The 23,156-nt window shown below is 49.5% G+C and carries 16 protein-coding genes and 1 pseudogene; 16 read left to right on the top strand and 1 reads right to left on the bottom strand.

Features of this window, described 5'->3' with window-relative positions; all coding sequences use genetic code 11:
• Positions 1-24 precede the first annotated feature (24 nt).
• The 16 genes from HX773_RS23225 (at position 25) to HX773_RS23150 (ending at position 22,100) form a co-directional block, all read left to right on the top strand.
• Positions 25-519, top strand: coding sequence for a hypothetical protein (locus HX773_RS23225; RefSeq protein ID WP_176973507.1), 495 nt, complete (start codon positions 25-27; stop codon positions 517-519).
• Positions 520-558: 39 nt separating this feature from the next.
• Positions 559-1,785, top strand: a complete 1,227-nt coding sequence (locus HX773_RS23220) for a hypothetical protein (protein WP_176973506.1) — start codon at positions 559-561, stop codon at positions 1,783-1,785.
• 20 nt (positions 1,786-1,805) lie between these two features.
• Positions 1,806-5,222 (top strand): ImcF-related family protein, encoded by a 3,417-nt coding sequence (locus tag HX773_RS23215; RefSeq protein ID WP_176973505.1) that lies wholly within the window; start codon positions 1,806-1,808, stop codon positions 5,220-5,222.
• The gene (gene tssA, locus HX773_RS23210; RefSeq protein WP_176973504.1) at positions 5,222-6,802 is read left to right on the top strand and encodes a type VI secretion system protein TssA; all 1,581 of its coding nucleotides are present in this window, start codon (positions 5,222-5,224) and stop codon (positions 6,800-6,802) included. Before HX773_RS23215 ends, tssA begins: the two co-directional genes overlap by 1 nt.
• A 28-nt stretch (positions 6,803-6,830) precedes the next feature.
• Positions 6,831-7,877: a polymorphic toxin type 44 domain-containing protein gene (locus HX773_RS23205; protein WP_176973503.1), complete on the top strand. Its 1,047-nt coding sequence runs from the start codon at positions 6,831-6,833 to the stop codon at positions 7,875-7,877.
• Between the two features lie 7 nt (positions 7,878-7,884).
• Positions 7,885-8,328, top strand: a complete 444-nt coding sequence (locus tag HX773_RS23200; RefSeq protein ID WP_176973502.1) for a hypothetical protein — start codon at positions 7,885-7,887, stop codon at positions 8,326-8,328.
• 60 nt (positions 8,329-8,388) lie between these two features.
• On the top strand, positions 8,389-8,772 hold the full coding sequence (locus HX773_RS23195) for a DUF1240 domain-containing protein (protein ID WP_176973501.1): 384 nt from the start codon (positions 8,389-8,391) through the stop codon (positions 8,770-8,772).
• Between the two features lie 600 nt (positions 8,773-9,372).
• Positions 9,373-11,127, top strand: coding sequence for a type VI secretion system baseplate subunit TssF (gene tssF, locus HX773_RS23190; RefSeq protein ID WP_176973500.1), 1,755 nt, complete (start codon positions 9,373-9,375; stop codon positions 11,125-11,127).
• Positions 11,091-12,158 carry a type VI secretion system baseplate subunit TssG gene (gene tssG, locus HX773_RS23185; protein WP_176973499.1) on the top strand — a complete coding sequence of 356 codons (1,068 nt, stop codon included), beginning with the start codon at positions 11,091-11,093 and terminating at the stop codon, positions 12,156-12,158. The genes tssF and tssG overlap by 37 nt, the downstream gene beginning before the upstream one ends.
• On the top strand, positions 12,136-12,672 hold the full coding sequence (gene tssJ / locus HX773_RS23180; RefSeq protein ID WP_176973498.1) for a type VI secretion system lipoprotein TssJ: 537 nt from the start codon (positions 12,136-12,138) through the stop codon (positions 12,670-12,672). The genes tssG and tssJ overlap by 23 nt, the downstream gene beginning before the upstream one ends.
• The gene (tssE, locus tag HX773_RS23175) at positions 12,669-13,124 is read left to right on the top strand and encodes a type VI secretion system baseplate subunit TssE (RefSeq protein WP_137386000.1); all 456 of its coding nucleotides are present in this window, start codon (positions 12,669-12,671) and stop codon (positions 13,122-13,124) included. The genes tssJ and tssE overlap by 4 nt, the downstream gene beginning before the upstream one ends.
• 35 nt (positions 13,125-13,159) lie before the next feature.
• Positions 13,160-14,503, top strand: a complete 1,344-nt coding sequence (locus HX773_RS23170; RefSeq protein WP_176973497.1) for a VasL domain-containing protein — start codon at positions 13,160-13,162, stop codon at positions 14,501-14,503.
• Positions 14,504-14,759: 256 nt separating this feature from the next.
• Positions 14,760-15,953, top strand: a complete 1,194-nt coding sequence (locus tag HX773_RS23165; RefSeq protein ID WP_176973512.1) for a tyrosine-type recombinase/integrase — start codon at positions 14,760-14,762, stop codon at positions 15,951-15,953.
• A 153-nt stretch (positions 15,954-16,106) separates the two neighbouring features.
• Positions 16,107-17,252: a DNA cytosine methyltransferase gene (locus HX773_RS23160; protein ID WP_176973496.1), complete on the top strand. Its 1,146-nt coding sequence runs from the start codon at positions 16,107-16,109 to the stop codon at positions 17,250-17,252.
• Positions 17,249-20,218 carry an ATP-binding protein gene (locus tag HX773_RS23155; protein WP_176973495.1) on the top strand — a complete coding sequence of 990 codons (2,970 nt, stop codon included), beginning with the start codon at positions 17,249-17,251 and terminating at the stop codon, positions 20,216-20,218. The genes HX773_RS23160 and HX773_RS23155 overlap by 4 nt, the downstream gene beginning before the upstream one ends.
• Complete coding sequence (locus HX773_RS23150; RefSeq protein WP_176973494.1) at positions 20,211-22,100, top strand: response regulator receiver domain; 1,890 nt, start codon at positions 20,211-20,213, stop codon at positions 22,098-22,100. The genes HX773_RS23155 and HX773_RS23150 overlap by 8 nt, the downstream gene beginning before the upstream one ends.
• Positions 22,101-22,312: 212 nt before the next feature.
• On the opposite strand, the pseudogene HX773_RS23145 reads toward HX773_RS23150, so the two are convergent.
• Positions 22,313-23,137: pseudogene (locus HX773_RS23145) on the bottom strand (restriction endonuclease); the annotation flags it as partial.
• Positions 23,138-23,156 lie beyond the last annotated feature (19 nt).

Genomic DNA, 23,156 nt, shown 5'->3' with positions numbered 1-23,156 from the left:
GCTTAAGAGACAATGCGGATCTCAATGAAAAAAATACTAGTGTTCGTTTTAATCATGCTTGTAACTCCTGAGTTATACGCAGGTGAAAGAGGCTACTATGTGTTTGTCAGCGGTAATAAAGAAGGAAAGGAGTTTTTCAAAAGCTACAGGCGGCAGACATCGACTAACATTACTGACGAACGTTGTTGGAATGAAAGGCAAGGAGATGGAATTGCTATCGCCTACGTTGATCTTGTTCCCGATGATTTAACAGATAAACTTATTTTGGATTCTTTATCTAATGATTCATCTTCACAGACTAAAGTTAAAAAAATAATTCGCACATACAATGACGATATTATACATAATGGGTTTGATGCGATGATGTATGTGAACAAAGATCAGGATTCAGTTGAGTTAAAAATTTTACCTTTAAAGGGAAGTGTTAAAGGGGAGGGATTTAAACATGTGTCATATTCAAACTTTGATTCGCATATTTGTCATCTACTTAAGTCTGTAGATGGTTATTTTTCACCATAAGTTTAACCTTACACATGATTTATATGGCCGAGTGCTTATATGAAAAATAAAAGATATTCACTAAAAAAACCTCCACCCATATCATCTCGGCCTAAACCCATAAAATTCGCGCACTTGCTGGCCCTGCTGGCTATTCTACTGGTCTTGAGCACAGTGATTACCCGGTTATTAGGGCAGGCAATCGAAAGTCACATATTATGGTGGCTGGCTATTGGCGGTGGCGTGGTGCTCTGGTTAATAATATTTGGCAGCTATCTGCTTGTCTGGCTGGCAGGGAATATTATTGCTAATGGCAAGGATAATCAGCGTGAGCGGTGGCTACTTCATGAGACCCAAAAGAGCCGTCGGGCGCTGCAAATTCTGGCGGCGGAATATCTGACCTGTCATTCACCTGATATGTATCATCCCACGCCGCTGGAAGCGATCATGGCAAATACCGGAGCCAGACGAGCACAGGATGACAGAAAAGGAACCGGCGGTGTGAATCACAGTCAGATTGTCTCGCAGGCGTTTGATAAGCCGTATGAAGTAATGTGCCACACCATTAATCACCTGCTGTCTTCCATTATTCCGCAACTTGAAAAGCTGGATACCAATAAGACAATAAAAATAGCGCTGAATATTTCCTCTTCTGTCAGCATCCGAGAAGTAAAAAACGAAATCACTCATGCCTTTCACGAAGCCGAATTAAATCACCCAGTTGAATTTATTGCCGGAGAGGGTGTTTCAGTGATTAACCAGTGGTTGCATGAACGATTTACCGACGACGCGTTACTCCTGGGTATCGCCCTACAGATTGATCCGCCAATGGTAAAAGACAGCGCGGAAGCTGGCGTGGCACTGTTGCTCGGCAATCGAATGACACAACAGACACTGCATCCGGCGGCGCTACTGCACCGTCCGGATCGGGATAGGGAAAATGATCTCGCCGCATGTATAAAACAGGCGGCAGACAACGTACCACTGGAAGAAGGTCTCGTGCAGCATCTGTGGATCGCTGGCGTGACGGAAGAGCAATACCTGTCCACTTTCAGCGTTTTGAAGGCGTTTCCGGTTGAAGCCGTGGAAACGGAAAACGTGATTACCCCGGATATATCAATCGGCCATGCTGGAGCCGCTGCGCCCTGGCTGGCGATAGCGGCTGCATTCCAAGCCGCAACACTGACCCATCGTCCCCAGATGATTATTACCGGGGACACTTCAACGGATGACATGTGGAGCATGGCGGTTTCGCCCGTTACGCCGCCGCACGAGAGGGATACTTGAAACGCTTCTTATCAAAATTAATGCCCAAATCAGCCGAGTTCTGGTTCGGGCTGATCATGCTGTTGCTCTCTGCACTGGCTTTGCTGGCGTGGTTTGTGTGCTGGCAACATCCAGAAAGCATCAGCCTTGTGAACGAAAGCACAGTTCAGCAGCGCAGGATGGCGGCTTCGCTGACTCTCGCCGTGATTTGTTTCCTGATCGCTGTCGTTGGTACTCTGCTGATGCGTCAGGCCGGAAAATCAGCCTTTGATGCGCAGTTGAAAGGCGTCAATGGTGATGATGTTCCCGTACCGAAGAAAGACGCGACCTCGACGTCTCCTGCGCAAGCCATGCTGAAGGAGCTTAAACAGCATCTGCGCAGCCGCTATCAGTTCTTCTGGCGCGGCAAGGTTCGTGTACTACTGGTGACAGGTGAAGAGGCGGCCGTTGAGGCGCTGGCTCCCGGCTTATCGAACCAGCAATGGCTGGAAGGTAATCGAACCGTGCTGATTTACGGTGGCAGCCTGAGCAGCGAGCCAGATGCCGAAATACTCGCAGCATTACGCAAATTGCGCCGCAGCCGCCCACTTGATGGCATTGTTCATGTGCTGGAATCGGATGAAACGCTATCGCCAAAGCAGAGTGATGTATATCGCCGTTCGCTGGAAAAAATCAGTGTTGCATTGCGCTGGCAGGCGCCCATCTGGCTGTGGCAGCTTGGTGAATGCGCGTGGTCGCAGGACGGACGTGAACAAAACGCGCCGGGGCTGACTTTCAGCGCCAGCGCAGTTCCCGAAGACGTACGCACGCAGATAGAAAACCTCATCCCGCTGCTGCGCGAGCAGGGCATGACGCAGATTTCGCAGCAGCGCAACCATGACTGGTTGCTGCGCCTGTCTCAGCAACTCGCCGATCAAAACCAGCAATGGCAGCAGCGTCTGGCGCCGTGGTTTGCATCTCAGCGCAAAATGCCGTTGCGCGGGCTGGTATTCAGTTTGCCGGAGCGAGCGCATGCTTCAGCGAGCGTGCATCCACATGCGCTAAGCGATAGCGCATTGTGGCAGGGCATCAGCCAAGACAAAATGCGTGGCAGGCGCACCGGTTTGCCCTGGGAACAGACGCTGGCGTGGACGCTGATGGGGGTAATGCTGCTGTGGGGCACAGGCATGATGCTGTCGTTTGGCATTAACCGTTATCAGATTGTCAGTGCTGCGGAAAAAGCACAGACGCTAGTGACGAATCCCGCCGTTAATGACCAGCAACTGATTGCCCTGCAAGGCCTGCGCAACGATCTTGGCCTGCAGCAATATTGGCTGGCGCACCGCTCGCCGTGGTATCAGCGATTTGGGCTGAGCCACACGCAGGAACTGCATGCCGCGTTGTTACCGTGGTATGCCGTGGCGGGCAACCGCTTAATTCGCGATCCGGCCCGCGCGGCACTGGAAGCTAAGCTGACGCGTCTTGCAGATTTACCGCCCGCCAGCCCGCTGCGCGCCACGCTGGCACAACCAGGTTATGACCAGCTCAAAGCCTGGCTGATGATGTCGCGCCCGAACCGTTCCGAGCCCGATTTCTTTGTGCAGACCATGAAGGCCGTGCAGCCGGAGCGTAACGGTGTTTCTACGGCGTTGTGGCAGAGTCTGTCGCCGGATTTGTGGTTCTTTTACGCCGCGAATCTTCCTCAGCAACCAACGTGGGGTATCAAGCCTGATGCGGCTTTACTGGCGCAGGTGCGTCAGGTGTTGCTACAGCAGATTGGTCAGCGCAATGCCGAAAGCACGCTGTATCAGAACGTGCTGCAGGCCGTGCGCCGCAACTATGCTGATGTTTCACTGGAAGATATGGCACCCGGCACCGACCCGCGTCGCCTGTTTACCAGCGATGAAACGGTGCCGGGCATGTTCACCCGCCAGGCGTGGGAAGGCGGCGTACGTCAGGAAATTGAGAAGGCGGCGAGTGCGCGGCGTGATCAGATTGACTGGGTGCTGAGTGACAGCCGCAGTGCGGTTTCACAGGATGTTTCCCCGGAAGCACTACAGGCGCGTCTGACGCAACGCTACTTCGCCGATTTCGCTGCCAGCTGGCTGAATTTCCTCAATAGCCTGCGCCTCAATCCGGCGAACAATATCGCAGACGTTACCGATCAACTAACGCTGCTCAGCGATGTGCGTCAGTCGCCTCTGATTGCTCTGATGAACACGGTGGCTTGGCAGGGACAGACCGGACAGAAGCGCGCCGCTCTGTCGGATACGCTGATTAACTCGGCCAAAGATCTCATTAGCCAGAAAGAGAAACCGGCAATTGATCAGCAGGTCACAGGACCTGAAGGCCCGCTGGATGCCACTTTTGGCCCACTGCTGGCACTGATGGGTAAAAGCAGCGGCGCTCAGTTGATGGCTGCCGACAGCACGCTAAGCCTGCAAACCTTCCTTACTCGAATAACTCGCGTGCGCCTGCGTTTACAGCAAGTTGCGGCTGCGCCAGACCCGCAGGAAATGCTTCAAACGCTGGCGCAAACGGTATTCCAGGGCAAAAGCGTCGATCTTACCGATACGCAGCAGTACGGCAGCCTGATGGCGGCGAGTCTGGGCGAAGAGTGGAGTGGATTTGGTCAGACATTTTTTGTCCAGCCGCTGAACCAGGCGTGGGAAACCATCCTGGAGCCTTCTGCTGTCAGCCTCAATGCACAATGGAAACGTTCGATCGTGGAAAACTGGCGCACCGCATTTGACGGACGCTATCCGTTTGCAGCCAGCAACAGTGATGCATCACTACCAATGTTGGCCGAGTTCATTCGAAAAGATGCTGGACGCATCGACAGTTTCCTTAGCGGTCGCCTCGGTGGTGTGCTGCAGAAAGAGGGCAGTCGCTGGGTGCCGGACAGTGCGCACAGTCAGGGATTAACCTTTAACCCGGCCTTCCTTAAAGCGGTGAATCAGCTGCGTGAACTGGCGGATATCCTGTTCACCGACGGCACGCAGGGCATCAGCTTTGAATTGCAGGGACGTCCGACACCTGATGTGGTGAAAACCGAGTTGAAAATCGACGGGCAGACGCTGAGCTATTTCAATCAGATGGCGGAATGGCAGGCGATGCGCTGGCCAGGCGAGAACTTAAAACCCGGCACGCTGCTCACCTGGACAGGTGTGGGCAACGGAGGGCAGATTTACGGTGATTACAGCGGAACCTGGGGCTTTATTCGCTGGTTAGAGCAAGGTAAGCGCCAGCGGCTGGATCGCAGCCAGTGGATGCTGAACTTTGCCACACCGGATAAACGCAACCTGCAATGGGTGCTGCGGACGCAGATGAGTGACGGCCCGCTGGCGCTGCTGCGGCTGCGTGGATTTACGCTGCCGGACGAAATCTTCAGTGTTGATGCGGTTTCCGCCTCGCAATCGATGGCACCGCGCGAAGCGGCAATGGATGAAATACCCACAGACATGGATGGAACGGAATAATGGCGGACATTAATGTATTAATCGGCGCGTGTGGAGCCGAAGTTTCTGCGCTGCGGGCTGATGCTCAGCAACGCCTGAATCACTGGTCAAACTGGTTACAACCTATCGCGGCAGAAACGCCTTGCGGTGCAGATCCCGCCTATGACGACCAGTTTTTGTTGATCCGTGAAGAGGTCAACAAACTCTCCGGCATTGATACTGCGTTAATCACTTCACTGACGGAGCCGCTGCTTAATTCCATCAGCAAAGATATTCGCATCATTACCTTTTATCTCTGGGCGCGGCTGCATCAGGATGGCGAAACCGGATTGGCTGAAGGCGTTGAATTACTGGCGGCGGCGTTGCAGCACTACGGCACTGAACTCCATCCGCAGCGTCCGCGCAGCAGACAAGCCGCACTCGCCTGGTTGGGCAGTGCGCGTGTGCTGGACAGTTTATCGCTGTGGCCGGAAGCCGATTTAGATTGTACCCGACGTATTTGCGGTGGCTTGCTGCTGGTAAGCGAAGCATTGCAGGAGGACGAGCGTGCGACAATTCAGCCTCTGATTAACGCGCTGGAAGTCAGGCTGGCCCAAAACGGTGGCGCTGACGCGATGGTTCCACAGCACAGTGCTGAGGAATTTAATGCCGGACGCGATATTGATGCGTCATCACTCAAGCCAGTTAATTCAGGTGAAAATCTCAAAGCGCAGGCCAAAGTATTGGCGACTTATCTGCGCGAACAACCAGGCGGATGGTTAGCCGCGCATCATCTGATGAAGAGTGTGCGCTGGGACACCATGACACAGCTTCCTGCGTTAGGTGCTGGCGGTAATACGCGCCTGCTGACACCAAAACCCGAGCACCGCGCACATTTAAAACGTCTTTATCTGCAACAAAGCTGGCTTGAACTGATTGAGCTGACGGACTTGCTGTTCAGCCAGGCAACTAATCATCTGTGGCTCGATTTGCAATGGTATGCGTGGGAAGCACTGACCCGCAGTAATAAAGAAAGCACTCTGGCGACCATTATCGAACAGGATCTCAATGCGCTGCTGCTGCGTTTACCAGGGCTGGAGACGCTGACCTTCGCCGACGGCACACCGTTTGCTGATGACGTCACACTCAACTGGATCGCTCAGCGTGTCACTGGCGGCGGAGCTTATCATGAGCCAGAAACGATGGTTAACGGCAGTCAGCCGGAAAGCGATGTGCTTTCACTGGAAGCTGAAGCACTGGAAAAAGCGGATGCGGAAGGTGTGGATGCGGCGTTGTATTGGCTGCAATTGCGGCCGGGTGTCAGTAGCGTGCGCGATCAATGGTTGTTGTGCCTGTTAATGGCTCGGGTATGCGAACAGTTTGGCCGCAACGATATTGCGCTGCATTTGCTGGGAGAATTGAATACCCAGGCAGATGGACTGACATTACCGCAGTGGTCGCCAGACTTTATGTTCGAAGTGCGTGCGCGCAGGCTCAAACTGCTGCGAGTGAAAGCCGCCCGGGGCGAGAGCGACAGAGTTCGGCTGCAACCAGAAATCGACGCGCTGCTCTCGGGATTGATCATTATCGATCCTGCTCGTGCCGCCGTGTTGTGCGGTTAAGCCACAATAACTATTCAGGGAGTGAAACATGGCAAAAGGTTTTTATTTAGTTCAGGGGGATAAAACCACCTGCGGCGGACGAATCATTGAGGGCGCAACTGACCATACAATATTTGGCAAGGCGGCTGCGCGTGAAAAAGATCGGGTTCTTTGCGGTAAACATCCCGGCACTTTTCTTATTGCCGGTGGCATCGTTAACGACACCATCCATGGCCGCCGTATGGCCGGCACGTTGAACAGCGAAAGCACTTGCCCCTGTAAGGCGAAGTTTATTCCATCGATGCTGCATGATACTTATGAGAAAGGTGGGGAAGCTTCAGAGTCATCATCTTCTCTCGATGGACTCATGATAGAACTACAGAAACCGTATGAAGCACTCCATCAGGAAGATAATGTTGACCATAATTGCTTCCATGCTGATGGAGCTAGACAAGTAGCAGAGTATATTCTCAATGAGATTAAAAAAAATGTCAGAAGCAATATAGCGGAGAATATTCGCAATTTTATCGATAGTGAAACATTGAGAAAAAAATTAGATGATTGGAATAAACTCCCTTTTTATGTTAAGTCGTCACCACCACCGAGGCCTAATTTGGCCGCAGCAATAGTAATATGGTATCAGACTGTTAAAACGGGTTCTATATGGGATCATAAACCTATAATCAGAAAGAAGTTTGTAAATGTTGCCGTTACACGAAAAACGGATAGAGGTAATATTTCAAAGTCACATTATCATAAGTATAAAATGCACGATTATTTTTTTGATGTTTGGTCAAACATCCATTATGGATATGTAGGACTTAGTGTTGGATTTGATGAGTCGCTGCTTTTGAAAGGATCTACATGGGAGCAAAATATGACTCCGGGTGCAATAGGGGATGACACTGTTGATGACGTTACAAGTATGAATATTGGATTTGGTTTATACCATAAGTATGGAAGATTTGCTGACGGACTAACCGCTCAACATATTCTTGATGCTCTCGAATTTACAGCTGAAAATAAGCTACCTCATTCAAGGGATGACCATTGGTGCTGGAACATTAAGAACCCCGAACGTATCCCACGCCCATGAGGTTAACATGAAAAAAACAATATTTATATTTTTTATCTTGCTCTTGATTGTAATATTTTTTAATCACTCGAAACCCAGAGTGGTAATTAGTAATAAATCACTTGGTGATGTTTTTGTTTTTTTTGGCACAAGTGAGAAAGGGGTTGAACCAGACTATGAGGAGATTAAGCAATCCCGTCATGCATTAAAAATATCTCAGGGAGAATCGGTTGAACTATCTATTTCCATTTTCGATTACTTTCTTGAAAATGGCCAAGTAAATATCGGGTGGCGATTAGGAGGGTTGATGGGTGCGGAAATTAAGCGAGTAAATTATACAACTTTAAATATTTTATCTGGTTCAAGTCGCTGCGTATTAGCAATAGATATTTATAAAGATAAAGATAACGTCTCATATCAAAGGAATTCATTTTGCATTAAATCATTTGAAATAACATCAGATGATGATTGACTCTTAATGGGAAGCATTTCATTTTTCCAGCGTATTATACTTCAGATCTGGAGTTTAATTATGTGGGTTTTATCCTTGATTGCCTCTTATATCGGTTATCTATCAACAAAAGAGTATCTGGCATTTCCCAGTGAGTTGACATATTCAACGGGGGTAGTTTCTTTAACTTTATATTCTTTTATAATGTTGCGATTCTGCTTGTCTGGCCTTTATGTTTTCGTAAAAGGGCAGCGCATGAGTGATAAACATCAGAAGGTCTCCATGATGATAATTCTATCTGGGTTTTTATTATTAATTATTTATGGATTTTCTTTTAAAGTCTTCTTCATTAGCAAAGTGAAGAGTAAAGGGTATTATACTTGCGCCGATATACCATCAGGATGGATGCCTGGGATGGCAACAAAATACGTGAAAGAGAAAGGTTTATGTGAGCGGGCTAGGTAATGAGGATTTCAAATAGAGTTATTATATATTTTTCTATTCTGTCTTTTCCATTTTTGCTAAGTATAGTCCCTACACTCTCTTTATTATTAACTTATGAATCACTTACTACGCTAGGTGAAACGGTTTGCTACCCATTATATGAAGAAATACTAAAATATACTGACATGATAATATATGCCTTAAGCTTAGGTTCAATAATTAGCATGTCTGTGCTGATTGCTATGCATATAAGCTTGCTAAAGGATAAATAATTTTACATGTGTGAGTTAATGCCTCAATAACATCTTGCGGAAATTACATGTGAATGGTTTTTTTAATAATTGCAATTGTATTGATTTTCCAGGTTGCAAAATTAATGATGCCGTCAGTTTCAGTTTATAATCAAACAGATAATGTCATATTACAACCCAAAATGCAGGTATGACAAGTTAAATATTACATCCGAACAAGGCGTCTGCTCTGCTACGATCATTATCAAAGAAGTTGAAGCCACCATTCGACCCGATAGAACCATCTTCTGTTATAAATATTTAAACTCCGCATCAGAATGATTTTTAAATTCTGAACACCTAATTAACACACTTTAAAAATAATGCAATTATGGATGATTTAACCCTGCGTTATTACGACGCTGAAATGCGCTACCTGCAGGAAGCGGGCGAAGAGTTCGCCCGCGCCCATCCTGAACAGGCGGCGATGCTCAATCTGGACAAAGCCGGTGCCCGCGATCCCTACGTTGAACGGCTGTTCGAAGGCTTTGCCTTTATGGTCGGTCGCCTGCGGGAAAAGCTCGACGATGACCTGCCGGAACTGACCGAAGGTCTGGTCAGCCTGTTGTGGCCGCACTATCTGCGCACCATTCCGTCGATGTCGGTGGTGGAGTTCACGCCCGACTGGCGCGAGATGAAAGAGCCGATGCGGCTGGCACGCGGCTTTGAAGTAATCTCACGTCCGTTAGGTGAAAAAGGCACGCGCTGTCGCTACACCACCACGCGTGAGGTACAGGTGCTGCCGCTGGCGCTGGAGTCGGTAAAATTAACCACCGATGCCGCCGGACGCTCAGTTGTTCGCCTGCGCTTTAACGGCGGCGCGCTGGCCGACTGGAGCCGTATCGACGTCAGCCGCATTCCGCTCTACCTCAATGCCGATGCGCCGCTGGCCTGTGCGTTGCATGAAGCATTAACACTCAACGTCGCCAGCATCGCACTCCGTTTGCCGGGCGAAACCGACAGCCGCCGCTTTGACGGGCACTTCAGCGCGCAGGGCTTTAGCGAGGAAGATCGGCTGTGGCCGGGAGATGAGGGCAGCTTCAGCGGCTATCAGCTGCTGCTGGAATACTTCGCCTTCCGCGAGAAGTTTATGGCGGTGAACCTGCGCGGGCTGGAACAGATTGCACTACCCGCGTCGCTGCCGTGGTTTGAACTCGACGTGGTGCTGGCCGAGCGCTGGGAGCATGATTTTCAGTTCAGTGAAAAACATCTGCGCCTCAATGCGGTGCCGGTGATTAACCTGTTTGCGATGGAATCCGATCCGCTGATGATCAACGGATTGCAGACCGAATATATGCTGCGCCCGATGCGCGTGCAGGACGGCCATACCGAAATCTACTCGGTGGATTCGGTGATTTCCTCGAAAGGTCTACCGTACGTGCCGTTTAGCAGCTTCCGCCACAAAGGCGGCATGCTGCGTCACGAAGCGCCGGAACATTACTTCCACACGCGCGTGCGGCGCGGGCCGTCCGGGCTGCATGAAACCTGGATGATCCTCGGTGGCGAAGCCTTTGATAATCACAGCCTGCCGGAGAATGAAAGCCTGTCGGTGAGCGTCACCGGCACCAACGGCCAGCTGCCGCGTCGCGCGCTGCAGAGCACGCTGCTGGATACCGCCGTCAGCAGCACCGACGTGGCGATGCAGGTGCGTAACCTGTGCGCGCCGACGCTGCCGTGCTATCCGCCCAATCGTGATCGCTTTCACTGGCGCGTGCTGAGCCATCTCGGTTCGAGTTTTCTGTGGATGATGGATAACGCCGAGGTGCTGCGCGGCACGCTGGCGCTGTACGACTGGACGCACAGCGAAATGAATCGCCGTCGCCTGGACGCCATCCTGCACGTCTGCCACAAAGAGACCGAGCGCTTTGAGCAGGGCTATCTGCTGCGCGGCGTGCAAATTGAAATCACCCTCGACAGCAGCGGCTTTGCCGGCAGCGGCGATATCTGTTTGTTTGGCGAAATGCTCAGCCGTTTCTTCGCGCTGTACACCGATATCCATCTGTTTAATCGCCTGATTTTAATCCTGCAACCGACCGGAGAGCGCCTCGTATGGGAAGAGAAGCACAATCGCCGCATCTCCGGCTGACGCCCCGGCTGGAGAAGGAGCTGACGCGGCTGAACTTTTACCGCTTCTGTCAACTGGTTGAACATCAGCATAAAGACAAGCCGCCGCTCGGCAGCACCAGCAAGCCGCAGAACGACGCGGTGCGTTTACTGCCGCATCCCGGCATGGGATTTCCGGCGGGCGAATTGAAGGCGTTTGAGTACAACGAAGCCGATGCCGCTGCGCCGCCGGTGGTGCGCACCACTTTCCTCGGATTGTATGGCGTGGATTCGCCGCTGCCGGGCAGCTATATCGATGACATCACCCAGCGCGATGAAGGGCATGAAGCGCTGCAGGGCTTTCTCGATATTTTTAACCACCGCATCCTGACGCAGTTTTATCGCATCTGGCGCAAATACTCATATCCGGCGACCTTCGAGGCGGGCGGTGGCGACAGCACGTCGCAGTCGCTGCTCGGGCTGGTGGGATTGGGCATTCCCGGCACCGGCAAGCATATCGCCACGCCGGTTTCGCGCTTTCTGGCGCTGCTCGGTGTCATGCGTCAGCCGGGCAGAACGGAAGAGGGCATTCGCGCGCTGGTGCGTTTGCTTGCGCCTAACACCTCGGTGACCGTGCAGCCGCACTGTTTGCGTCTGGTGCCGGTTAGTCATCCGCTGGAATGCGAGTTCGTGCTGGATGGCAACGCGCCGCTCGGCGATGAAGCGATGGATGCCAACAGCCAGCTGCTGATTGAACTGCAAACCGCCTGCGCGGATGAGGCCACGCGCTGGCTGCCGGACGGCCAGCTGTATCAGGATTTTCTGGTGATGCTGCGGGTGTATCTCGGCTGGCGCTATCGCGCGCGCATCCGGCTGTGTCTGGAGACGCAACTGCTGGCCCCGCCGGCTCTGGGCGATGCGCCGTTCTGGCTCGGCATGACCGGCGTGCTGGGCGCGGACGAAGCGTGCAGCGACATCCCCCAAACCTTTACCACCGAACTGGGCTGCTATGCAGGCATGCGCCCGGTCAAACCCTGCGAGGAGCAGCGACGTGTCAGTTACCACTTTGATTAAAATTTTGATGTGCAGCGCACTGTTGCTGCTTGGCGGCTGCGGTTTGCAGCAGAAAGTCACCGACGGATCCTTCGCGGCGTTTGGCGCGATTTTCTACAAGCAGATCAAAACCCTGCATCTGGATTTCAGCGCGCGTGAAAGCCTCAATAGCGACAGCCGCGAGCATAATCCGCTGTCGCAGCCGGTGATGGTGCGCGTGTTCCAGCTCAGCGAGCGCAAAGCGTTTGACGGCGCGGTGTATCAGCAACTGACCGGCGATGCGGCGGACGTGCTCAGAGCCGAACTCCTCGCCGACCGCGATGTGGTGCTGACCCCGGGCGGCGACGTGTCGCTGAATATGCCGATGGAAAAAGAAGCTAAATTTGTCGCGGTAGTCGCGCTGTTCCAGCAGCCGGATATGGCGAAAAACAGCTGGCGGCTGGTGCTGGAGCGCAACGATTTGGAGCCGGATAAAGCGCGCGTGATTGAGTTAAGCAGCAACAGCCTGCGCCTGATCAGCGAGGCAAAACCATGAGTGGCGGCAACCATCAACCTTCGCTGTATGAGCTGCTGAAAGGCAGCTTCGCGGGTGGGCTGGAGCTGGACCGTGTGAAGGAGCAGGATCAGGTGATCCTCTCGGTGCTCGATAACATGCAGCGCATCCTCAATACTCGCGCCGGATCGCTGTCGCATATCCCCGATTATGGCCTGCCCGATATGACGCGCATCCTGCAGGGCATGCCCGGCACCGCGCATCAGTTGCTGTATACGCTATCTGAGGTGCTGCTGAAATACGAGCCGCGCCTGAAGCGCATTGACGTGGTGTTACTGGAACAGAGCATGCCCGGCGAGCTGCGCTATGCCATTGATGCTGAACTCAAAGAGGGCGGACTGGTGCGCTTCGGCACCGAATTTATGCCGGAAGGGCGCGTGATGATCCGCCATATGAAACAGCAGCAATATCTGGATGCCAGGGCATCTGTTTAATTTTTTCGCCTGATTAAGGCTTTCGGAACACAGCAATGACATCAACTCAATCTCGCTTCGTCAAAACCGGCGGCGATCCGCGTGCGCTTGCGGAATATGCCGCGCTGCGCCAGGAAATGCAGAAACTCACGCACCCGGCGCGTCCGGATGTCGATTGGCCGCATGTCTCTGCGCTCTGTCTGACGCTGTTCGAAAAAAACGGCGTCGAGCTGCAAAGCGCCGTTTGGTACACGCTATCGCGTGCGAACACGGCAGGAACGGCCGGTATGACGGAAGGCCTGGCGGTACTGGTGGCGTTAATTACCCGCGATTGGCCGACGTTATGGCCGCAACCGGCACATTCACGTATCGAACTGCTGGCGGGACTGAGCCGTCGGTTACAGCAATTCCTGCGTACTCAAACAATAACCCAAGCAGACTTAACGGCGCTTAGCCAGGCGGCGCGCTTGCTCAGTGAAGCCGGCGATCATCTGCAACGTCTTGAACTGCGTCAGCTTAGTCAGATTGATCCGCTGCTGGACCGCATTCGCAGTGCGGTGGTGATGCTGGAACACTGCGATGTTTCAACGCCTGATGCCGTGGCCAAGCTGCCTGAAGTCGTTCCGATTGAGAAGCCCGCACTGGCGTTAGCAAGTGCGGAAGTCAGTGGCTGGGTGTATGTTCCGTCTCCGGAGGCACCTGCACCCGATTTGCGGCGGCTGCGCCGTCGGGCGTTTATCAGTGGCGTGGGCGCGACGCTGCTGAGCGTGTCACTCATCGTCGCCGCTGGCTATTTCGTTGAGCAAAATACTGAGCAGGAATCTCCATTGCAGCAGGCATTACAGGCTTCAGTATCACCAGTTGCTGCGCCTCTCACACCGGAAATGATTGCTGAGCTCCACGCGAATCCCCCCGAATGGCTGAACGATGGTGCATGGCTGGATCAAACACAGCAGCAATTGAACTGGCTGCAGGGCGCATCGCCGGACTGGAATCTGCAGCAAGGTAATGCGCTGGTGATGCAGGCCAGCCTGTTGTTGCCTGATTCGGATGCGGTTAAAACGATGAGCGCACGCTGGAACAAGCAGCTTAAAGCGGCAGCAATGCCAGCAGATAAAATGCAGGGATGGCAACAGGGCATGGAGCAGCTCAACATGTTGTCGCAGCGCCTGAACGGACTTGACGAGCAACGCGGCAAATATCTGACGGTGAGCGAACTGAAAACAGCGGTATACAATATGACGCAGGCGTTCAACGGAACGGTGCCACTGGAAGAGGAACTGCGGGTGTTGCAGCAATCGGACAATGACGCTACACAGAATCAGTTAACACAAGCGGAAATGCACCTGAAGCAGCTGATTGCCAGTTATCAAGAGGTAGTCACATCTGCAAGAGAGTAGGATTAAGCAAAATCCGCGGTCTGACGGAAAACAGGCAAAAAAAAAGTCTGAACCTTAGTTCAGACTCTCTTTCAAAATATGGCGGTGAGAGGGGCCGCCTGATTAGCATTCACGACGTTCCAAACCTGTCCAATAATTCTCACTATAACAGTGAGTTATCAATAAACCCGTCCAGGCCAGTTCCAGGACATCCAGTGAAAGTGCATTATAAATGGCATACTGGATGGCATACCAGCTTGAGCAGGAAGCAATCAAAATGGCATTACTTACCGATACCAAAGCCAGGCATATTAAGCCTGACGATAAGCCGCTGCCGCATGGCGGCGTCACTGGCTTAACACTTCACGCATCTTCCACCAAAGGGCATGGCAAATGGGTACTACGCTATGTCAGCCCAGTAACCGATAAACGCCGTAATGCTGGATTGGGCACTTATCCTGAGATCAGCATTGCTGAGGCAGCGAAACTGGCTCAATCAATGCGTGAGCAATTGGCGTCGGGCATTGATCCGCTCGAGCTGAAAAGGATTGAAGCGGAAAAAGTCAAAATACCGACGTTTGAAGAGGCAGCGCGTAAGGTTCATCAGGAGCAACTTTCCGGTTGGCGCAATAAGAAGCATGAAAAGCAGTGGCTCTCGACATTGGAGCGCTATGCGTTTCCGTCTATTGGTGCGGTCTCGATTGAACAAATCACACCAGCGATAATTGCAGAAGTGCTGCGGCCAATCTGGCTAACCATTTCTGGTACAGCAAGCCGAGTTAGACAGCGTATGCATGCGGTAATGCAATGGGCTTGGGCACACGGACATTGCTCAGCGAATCCTGTCGATGTAGTTGAACATCTTCTACCAAAGCAGAGTGTTCGAAGTGAACATCATCCAGCCATGCCATGGAAGCTAATTCCTGGCTTTATAGCTCAGCATGTTCAGACCGATGAGCGCTATAACGTGACGAGAGCACTGTTGCTGATCGTGATTCTGACAGCATGTCGATCTGGTGAAGCGAGGTTTATGCGTTGGGAGGAGATCGACTTCAAGAAGCGGCTGTGGACCATCCCTTCGGATAGGATGAAAGCAGGTGTCATGCATCGAGTGCCGTTGTCGGAGCAAGTCATCGGCATTTTGGAAGGATTGAAGGGATTGCATGATGAACTGGTGTTCCCATCGCCACGAAAGCAAGTGGTTTTATCGGATATGGTTTTGACCTCATTCCTGAGAAAAGTGGATGCTCCGAGCGATAGTGATGGAAGGGTAGCTACGGCGCATGGTTTCCGCTCCAGTTTCCGTGATTGGTGTAGTGAGCAGGGATATTCACGTGATTTGGCAGAGAGGGCGCTGGCACATGCGGTGGAGAACAAGGTGGAGGCTGCTTACCATAGAACAGATTTGTTGGAGCAGCGAAGACCGATGATGCAGGCTTGGAGCGCTTTTGTTATGGCGCAGATAAGTTAGCAGTTACAGCCTGCTCATAAATCATTCAATTATTTTTAGTTCTGAGTATAAGGCCACGTCTTGTAGACGTGGTTACTGTGTTTTTGATAGAGAGTGATGGCATAATTAGACTAAGTTTTTTTTTTAGAATTCAAATGGGCTGACAGACCAACAATGAATAATTTTCAACGAATAAAAAAGCCCGTTGCCATCGATTTGTTTGCGGGTGCAGGTGGCTTTTCGCTTGCTGCGATTAATGCGGGGTTTTCAGTTGCACTGGCACTTGAAAACGATCCGTATGCTGTAAAGACGTATAAAAGTAATATTGTTAATAACGAAGGTGCTGAGAACGTCACTGTTCTCGACGAGAGCATACTGAATTACGCGCCTGAAAAAGTCCATGAGGAGCACCTGTTAGGGCTCAATTGCGATCTCCTTTTGGGCGGCCCCCCTTGTCAGGGGTTCTCGACACATCGAATATTAGATGCAGGAATTGATGATCCACGAAATGAGCTTGTATTGGCTTATTTTCGGTTCGTTAAAGCATTTCGCCCCCGCGTTTTTTTGATGGAAAATGTGCCAGGAATACTTTGGGAACGCCATAAAAGTCATCTGGATGCCTTTTATAGTGAAGGAGCTAAAGCGGGATACACGGTTTATGAACCTGTTGTGCTGGATGCCCGAGACTTCGGCGTACCTCAAAGACGTAAGCGGGTATTTATTCTCGGTGTCAGGGACTTAGCTGATACCCATGCCTTCATCTGGCCCCCAAAGCCTACGCATGCTCCGCAAGACAAAGTGAAGGGTGATTTACAAGTGTGGGCAGCCTGTGAAAGTGTATTCAGACCCGCGCCCGATGGTGATGAAAACGATATACATATGAATCACGGTCCAGAGTTGATTAAGGCTTTTTCAAATACGCCACCAAACGGGGGAAGCCGCAAAGATTCGGGTAGGATACTTCCCTGTCATGCAAAGCATGATGGGCATAAAGATGTCTATGGGCGTATCGATCCGGCGTTACCTGCTCCGACCATGACGACAGCATGCATTAACCCTTCTAAAGGGCGCTTCGTTCATCCAACAAGCCATCATGGTATTACCTTGCGACAGGCTGCAAGAATTCAAACGTTCCCAGACAACTTTATTTTCACGGGTGGGCTTACGGCAGCAGGTCGGCAAATAGGAAACGCTGTACCGGTTAAGATGGGCACATACCTCATTCGATATATCAAACAATATCTACTGAAAGACCATACTGTCCATCTAAGCGGTGATGCTTTCGCAGATAATGATAAACGAGAAACCGAGAATATATGATTCAAACTCTGGCGTTTCGCACCCAGGCCAGGACGGTCGATCACCTTGGGCGTGAACAGATTGCTGACTGTCCAACCGCTATTACTGAACTCTGGAAAAACGCTTATGATGCTTATGCGCGAAACGTGAGCCTGCATCTTTTTGATGATGCAGAACCAGTTGCGGCTGTTTTTGATGATGGCCATGGAATGAGCTTTGAGGAATTTGTTAACCGCTGGCTCGTCGTAGGTAGCACATCGAAATACGACATAAATACGCAGGATGATGATGATCGTGACGGTTTGCCGAAGCGTACCCGGCAGGGGCAGAAAGGTATCGGACGTTTATCATCAGCAAACCTTGGCCCGCTTCTTCTTATCGTCACTAAAAGGAAAAATGCAGATTTCGTTGCTGCTTTGATCGACTGGCGGATTTTTGAAAACCCTTACTTGGTGCTTTCAGATATTGAGGTACCGATAACCGAGTTTAAGGACCAAGACCAACTATTTGTTAGTTTGCCTCAATTATTTGATCGGCTATTGGAAAATGTTAAGGGTAACAATTTAGACAACGATCGTTCCCAAAGGCTCAGGCTTGCATGGGAAACCTACGACCGAGTAGTTCTTGAAAATAATCCAGCTTCTCCTAAACCTTCAAAGGTTATCGCTAGCACCATAGTCAATGCTCGTTTCGAAAAGAGACATTTTGACCCTTGGTCTGTCTGGCAGGGAAAATCATCACATGGTTCTGCATTAATCGTTTCTGATATCAACTACGATCTTCGTGCCCAGTTGCCATCTGTTGAACCTGACGGCACCACCCAGAAAATTAGAGAAGCACTGCTATCAACCCTTTCTGCATTCACCGACCCCTATGTCGATTATGACGCACTGGAGGTTAACGCTTTTGCACCTGAGTTTTCATATGAAGTTCGGATTTGGTCAGGGGCAGTCTCTAATCCGGTAGTTAAAGATGATCGTGTTGTTCTCAATCGCAATGTATTGGAAGAAGCGGAACATATACTCTCTGGGAACATTGATGAGGACGGTGTCTTTAGAGGTCAGATTAAAGCCTTTGGACAGTGGGTTTTTGAAGGCAAAGATTACGTTATCTCACCACCGAAAGATTTTAAAATGCCCTCTGGCCCAACAACCTTTGTGGGTCCATTCAGTCTGGTTGTTGCTACTTATGAAAGGGTTCAGCGCAACACTACTTTGCCTGAAAAAGATTGGGTCAAATTCGAAAGGTTAACCTCTGAACATGGCGGCTTTTTACTCTTTCGTAATGGTCTTCGTGTTCTTCCTTACGGAAGGACCGATAATGATTTCTTCGAAATTGAAACCCGCCGTAGTATCTCTACAGGGCGTGAATTCTGGAACGCTCGTAGGATGTTAGGCCGTGTTGCGATATCTCGCGAGCACAATCCTAACTTGAAAGATAAAGCTGGTCGTGAAGGTTTTATTGATAACCGAAGTGCAAAGGTGTTGCGTGCACTTGTGATTCATATTCTGCGAACTTCTGCGTACCAATTTTTTGGGCAAGCATCTGAATTGCGAAATCAAGTACTTCCAGATGTGCAGGCAAAAAATGACAAGGAAAGAGCAGATAAAGAAAGGCAGGCTCTATCAGCCAGAAATTCGAGCCGTTTCCGTTCTAATCTTCGAAAGAACTTGCCCCTATTAAACGAAATTTATATTGAAGCTGAACATATTCTTTCTGAAATCAAAATTGATACTGAGCAGGACTTAGTTGATGCCCAGTCATTAATTGCTAGATTTAGCGAAAACCTAACTGATCTGCGACTGACTGGCGCGCCCGCTAAACTGGGCGCCGTCGAAGATGACTATCGTGCATTTAGGGCAATGTATGCTGATGTCATCGAAAAAATTAGATCGTTGGAAGAGAAGCGTGCTGCCGCTATTGAACGCATCAAACCTGCGAAGCCTGAAGAAATCGTACAAAAGCAGCTTAATAGCCACGCCAGCCGACTTCAGGCGCGTCTTCGCGCCTGGCGTAAGTCTATAGAAACTATCCAGAACACAGAAAGCGACCGCGTTGCAGCGCTATTTGAAGCACGAAATAAAGCGTTTCATCAAGATGCTATGCCGTTTGTTGAAAACGTCAGACTAGGTCGATATGGCCTGGACGAAGCATTGGAAGGGATGAAAGCTCTTTATCTGAAACTTGATAACGAAAATGAAGAGACCTTCCAGTCATACCTGTATGCATTAGAAATCATGAGTGAAAATATTAATATTGAGCTCATCGCCCGGCAGGGTACTGCGGAAAATGTTGCGTTACGAGAAGATTTAAACCGGCTCAATCAGGTCGCTCAGCTAGGAATCACTGTTGAAATTCTGGGGCATGAACTCGCCAGTAATGAGCGTATGATTTACGAAGGTATTCGTCAGATTAAGCAGGTAGGACAGGTGGCAGGGACAGAACTGATTGTCGAAGGGTTTGAGGCTCTGAGCCAGCAGTTAGATTTCCTTTCGCCCCTAAAAGTGTCAGGTACCAAGACAAGGCGATTAATATCAGGTAAGGAAATTGAAGATTACCTTAATACGTTTTTTGGCTCTGTAATACGTAACAGAGCTATCACTATTCATGCCTCAGAAGAATTTCGTCAGTTTTCACTCTATGAACAGGCCTCACGGCTTTACGCAGTTTTTGTAAATCTGGTGAATAACAGCGTTTACTGGATGGTTAATTCTCATACGCAAGAGCCTGAAGTTTATCTCTCGGTTGAGGAAGAGCGAATTATTATTTCTGATAATGGGCCAGGCATTAATCCCGTTGATCAGGAACATCTTTTTAAAATGTTCTTTACTCGTAAATCTAGTGGCGGCAGAGGGATAGGCCTTTATCTTTGTCGTGCAAATTTACAGGCTGGCGGTCATTCAATAGCGTACGCCACAGAGCGTAAGTACAAGCGCCTCAGCGGTGCTAATTTCGTCATTGATTTCAAGGGGGCTACCTTTGGTTGAAGGAATAACGTTTAAAGATCTGGTCAGTGAAGCATTTATATTGCCGCTGCGTTCGGTTTTGATTGTTGATGACCAGTATCCCACATGGGAAGAAATATTCGCTGAAAAAGTCGAAAATGCCCCCAACGATGACGAAGAGACATCTGTGGTGATGGGAAAAAATTGGCACAACCCAGCAACCGCAGCGGAAGTTATGCATCTCATCAGGCAATTTCGGGCACACAAACCTGGCCTCATCATCGATATTCATGATGGTGTGTCAGCTAACCGTGCAGAACGAAAAACAGGAAGTGAGACCCCTGAAGAGCTTGCTGATCACCTCCATCAGTCAGATCTACTTATTCTGGATTATAACCTCGAGGGGGCAGAGGCTGGGACGGGCGGAGATACTGCCAGGAAAATTCTTGCATCAGTCCTAGACAATCAGCATTTTAATCTTGTTGTGGTGCACACAAGTGAAGATTTAGATAACGTAATTCACGAGTGTCTGCGCTCACTTCTAAGTAGCTGTGTGTCTCAATATAGTGGTGCTCTGCAGGAGCAAATCCACCGTTTGGATGCGCTTATTGTTGATAAAGAAGACTGTGGGGACTTTGATCGTAGCATTATCGAGGAAAAGCTGGATATGGCCACCTACCTCGCTGCGCGTCACCCTGCAGGAGGCCAAATGAAGGCCCTTGGCGAATTTATGTCCGGCAAAGGTGCTTTCGCTCTACTAAACGAATGGGCAGGAGAATTGGCGTTAGAACCAGCTCAACGTAAAACTTTCTTTTATTGGGCTGTCGGACAATTTGAAAGAAGATATATAGGTGATTTTAGTGATAATCCTCCGGGATTACTTGCCTGGCGTAATACAGAAACTTGTAAATGGCTGAGGACGTCGAGAGGATTTGCGTGCTTTGTTACAAAAGGGCATGAAAACTTGATGGCTGAGTTAGAAAAGGCGTTGCTGGACTGGAAACCCACCCCCTCTAGACTGATTTCTGCGAAGTTTCGCTATGAGATAAGCCGATTTGGCGCAGAGGTTGAAGAAACTTCGCTTAGGCAAAGACATGCCTATGCAAAATTCTATGAAACCATCTGTAATCCTGGGAGTGATGATCTTCCTGCAGAGCACACGGAACTTTTGCGCACATACCGTTTAAAAAACCATGTTGCACGCCAGTCTGAAATGCTTTCTTTCCTAGTGGAAGACGCCGTTGCTGATTATGGCAGAAAGATCTATCAAACAGATTTAACGAGTGGGTTTACTTATCAGGAGCATTACAGTGTTGACCTGAGTAAAGACGCCGATAAAAAAAGGGCAATCAGCGAATACAATCGCTATGTATGCTGCCTCCCATCTAGAGAAAATGAGGACGGAAGGAGTGCTCCCGAGCAGTTGGACAGTGGGCACATATTCAAATTAGGTGAGAGTTGGTGGGTTTGCGCAACGCCAGCCTGTGATTTGCAACCCGGGCAAAGCATAATCGCTTTTAATAAAGGTGGAGATGCGAGTTTACGGCCCTTTACAGCTGTCAAGCTATATGAGTCAGGTCCGGATACCCTGACTAATCAACATATCAATAGCGGTTCATATTGCTACGTAGAACATCAAGGCAAAATTATCGGGCTTGGTATTCGTCCGGCTAAAGATGATGCCAGCAGTCCGGCCATTCAAAAGGTCGAGTGGCGTGCTTTCGTGGCTGAACGTGGAGGTATGATTGAAGACAGAATCTTGTCGCTGCTCGAAATACAGCTCGAATTTAAGGATCAAAGCATGAAAAGCGAGCGAAAAGAGGCAGAGGTCGTGGCGAAACTTCGATACGAATACGCATTAAACTATATTCAACGCATAGGTGCTAGTGTAAGCAGAATTGGTCTTGGTTATGTTGCCATATAGTGATGAGTTATTGATTTTTCAGGGATGATTTATTACTTGTAGCACATAGATCCGACTGAATTAAATAGTTGTTGAATATGAAAACCATACGAACTGATGCATTAATAATGCATCAGTTCGAGTTTTAATTTTTTTCTTTAAATTAACCTTGGCATAGAAATCGTCAGGGTGAATATTTTTAAATTAAGTTAACTTGACAAGGATTATTATTATTAGTTTGGATTTGACTGAAAGTTCTCGATTATTTTCTGATTGTAGTCATCAAGGTATTTCTGCAATTCATTTCTATCAATCAAGCGAACCATAGCGGATTCTGCTAGCTCTTTTGCTGACTTAGTGAAATAAGAGTTTGTTACAACCATGGCTTCATCACAGGCATAAAACGTTTTTGCAGAAATGGCTTGTTGTACTGCAGAATTCCCAACTGAGCCTGAATAATTTTTCGCTTGAATTACCATGCTTTTACCAAACCGAGTGACAAATAGATCAGCCCCTTGGTCCTGAGTTCTCCTCGTTTCTTTGACGTCATACCCAATAGTTTGAAAAATTTTAACTAAAAAATCTTCAAACTGGAATCCATCCATTGCATCAACCAGATACATCGTGACAAATTTGTTGGGATTAAAGTGTTCGAGTCTAGTAGCTAATCTTTCAACTAAAATATCAAAATGAATATTTTCGCATACAGATAAATACTTTTTTATATCTTCAAAAGAAACTAAAGGAGCTCCTGGCGTAGTCTCAGCGCTCCCATTAAATTCAATGGATGAAAACTGTACGTTATTTTTCCAGATGAAGTATAAAAATAATGAAAGATCAGCTCTAAAGGTTGTTCCAGCTTCTTCAATCCATGACTTCAAAGATTCAGTTAATGTTGATTTAATGTGCCGTTTGACCTCTTTAGCAAATCCAGAATAGAGGGCATTAAAGGATGTTGTAAGCAAGAGTTTATCTAACAACATTGGCAGTTGTTCAAGTTCATTGAAGCCTTTCCGAACAAGAACCTCTCGGAATAGCACGAAGTCAGAATAGGTATTGTGTAGCGGTCAACAAAAA

Origin of the sequence: Pantoea sp. B9002, assembly GCF_013385945.1 — a bacterium.
In the GTDB taxonomy this organism is placed as follows: Bacteria; Pseudomonadota; Gammaproteobacteria; order Enterobacterales; family Enterobacteriaceae; genus Pantoea.
Note: the sequence above shows the minus strand (reverse complement) of the source record. Positions and strands in the feature narration are given on the sequence as shown.

What these genes read in the sequence shown, in the direction of transcription:
- HX773_RS23225 (WP_176973507.1), top strand. Translation starts at nt 25, where the DNA reads ATGAAAAAAATACTAGTGTTCGTTTTAATCATGCTTGTAACTCCTGAG.
- HX773_RS23220 (WP_176973506.1), top strand. Translation starts at nt 559, where the DNA reads ATGAAAAATAAAAGATATTCACTAAAAAAACCTCCACCCATATCATCT.
- HX773_RS23215 (WP_176973505.1), top strand. Translation starts at nt 1,806, where the DNA reads ATGCCCAAATCAGCCGAGTTCTGGTTCGGGCTGATCATGCTGTTGCTC.
- tssA (WP_176973504.1), top strand. Translation starts at nt 5,222, where the DNA reads ATGGCGGACATTAATGTATTAATCGGCGCGTGTGGAGCCGAAGTTTCT.
- HX773_RS23205 (WP_176973503.1), top strand. Translation starts at nt 6,831, where the DNA reads ATGGCAAAAGGTTTTTATTTAGTTCAGGGGGATAAAACCACCTGCGGC.
- HX773_RS23200 (WP_176973502.1), top strand. Translation starts at nt 7,885, where the DNA reads ATGAAAAAAACAATATTTATATTTTTTATCTTGCTCTTGATTGTAATA.
- HX773_RS23195 (WP_176973501.1), top strand. Translation starts at nt 8,389, where the DNA reads ATGTGGGTTTTATCCTTGATTGCCTCTTATATCGGTTATCTATCAACA.
- tssF (WP_176973500.1), top strand. Translation starts at nt 9,373, where the DNA reads ATGGATGATTTAACCCTGCGTTATTACGACGCTGAAATGCGCTACCTG.
- tssG (WP_176973499.1), top strand. Translation starts at nt 11,091, where the DNA reads ATGGGAAGAGAAGCACAATCGCCGCATCTCCGGCTGACGCCCCGGCTG.
- tssE (WP_137386000.1), top strand. Translation starts at nt 12,669, where the DNA reads ATGAGTGGCGGCAACCATCAACCTTCGCTGTATGAGCTGCTGAAAGGC.
- HX773_RS23170 (WP_176973497.1), top strand. Translation starts at nt 13,160, where the DNA reads ATGACATCAACTCAATCTCGCTTCGTCAAAACCGGCGGCGATCCGCGT.
- HX773_RS23165 (WP_176973512.1), top strand. Translation starts at nt 14,760, where the DNA reads ATGGCATTACTTACCGATACCAAAGCCAGGCATATTAAGCCTGACGAT.
- HX773_RS23160 (WP_176973496.1), top strand. Translation starts at nt 16,107, where the DNA reads ATGAATAATTTTCAACGAATAAAAAAGCCCGTTGCCATCGATTTGTTT.
- HX773_RS23155 (WP_176973495.1), top strand. Translation starts at nt 17,249, where the DNA reads ATGATTCAAACTCTGGCGTTTCGCACCCAGGCCAGGACGGTCGATCAC.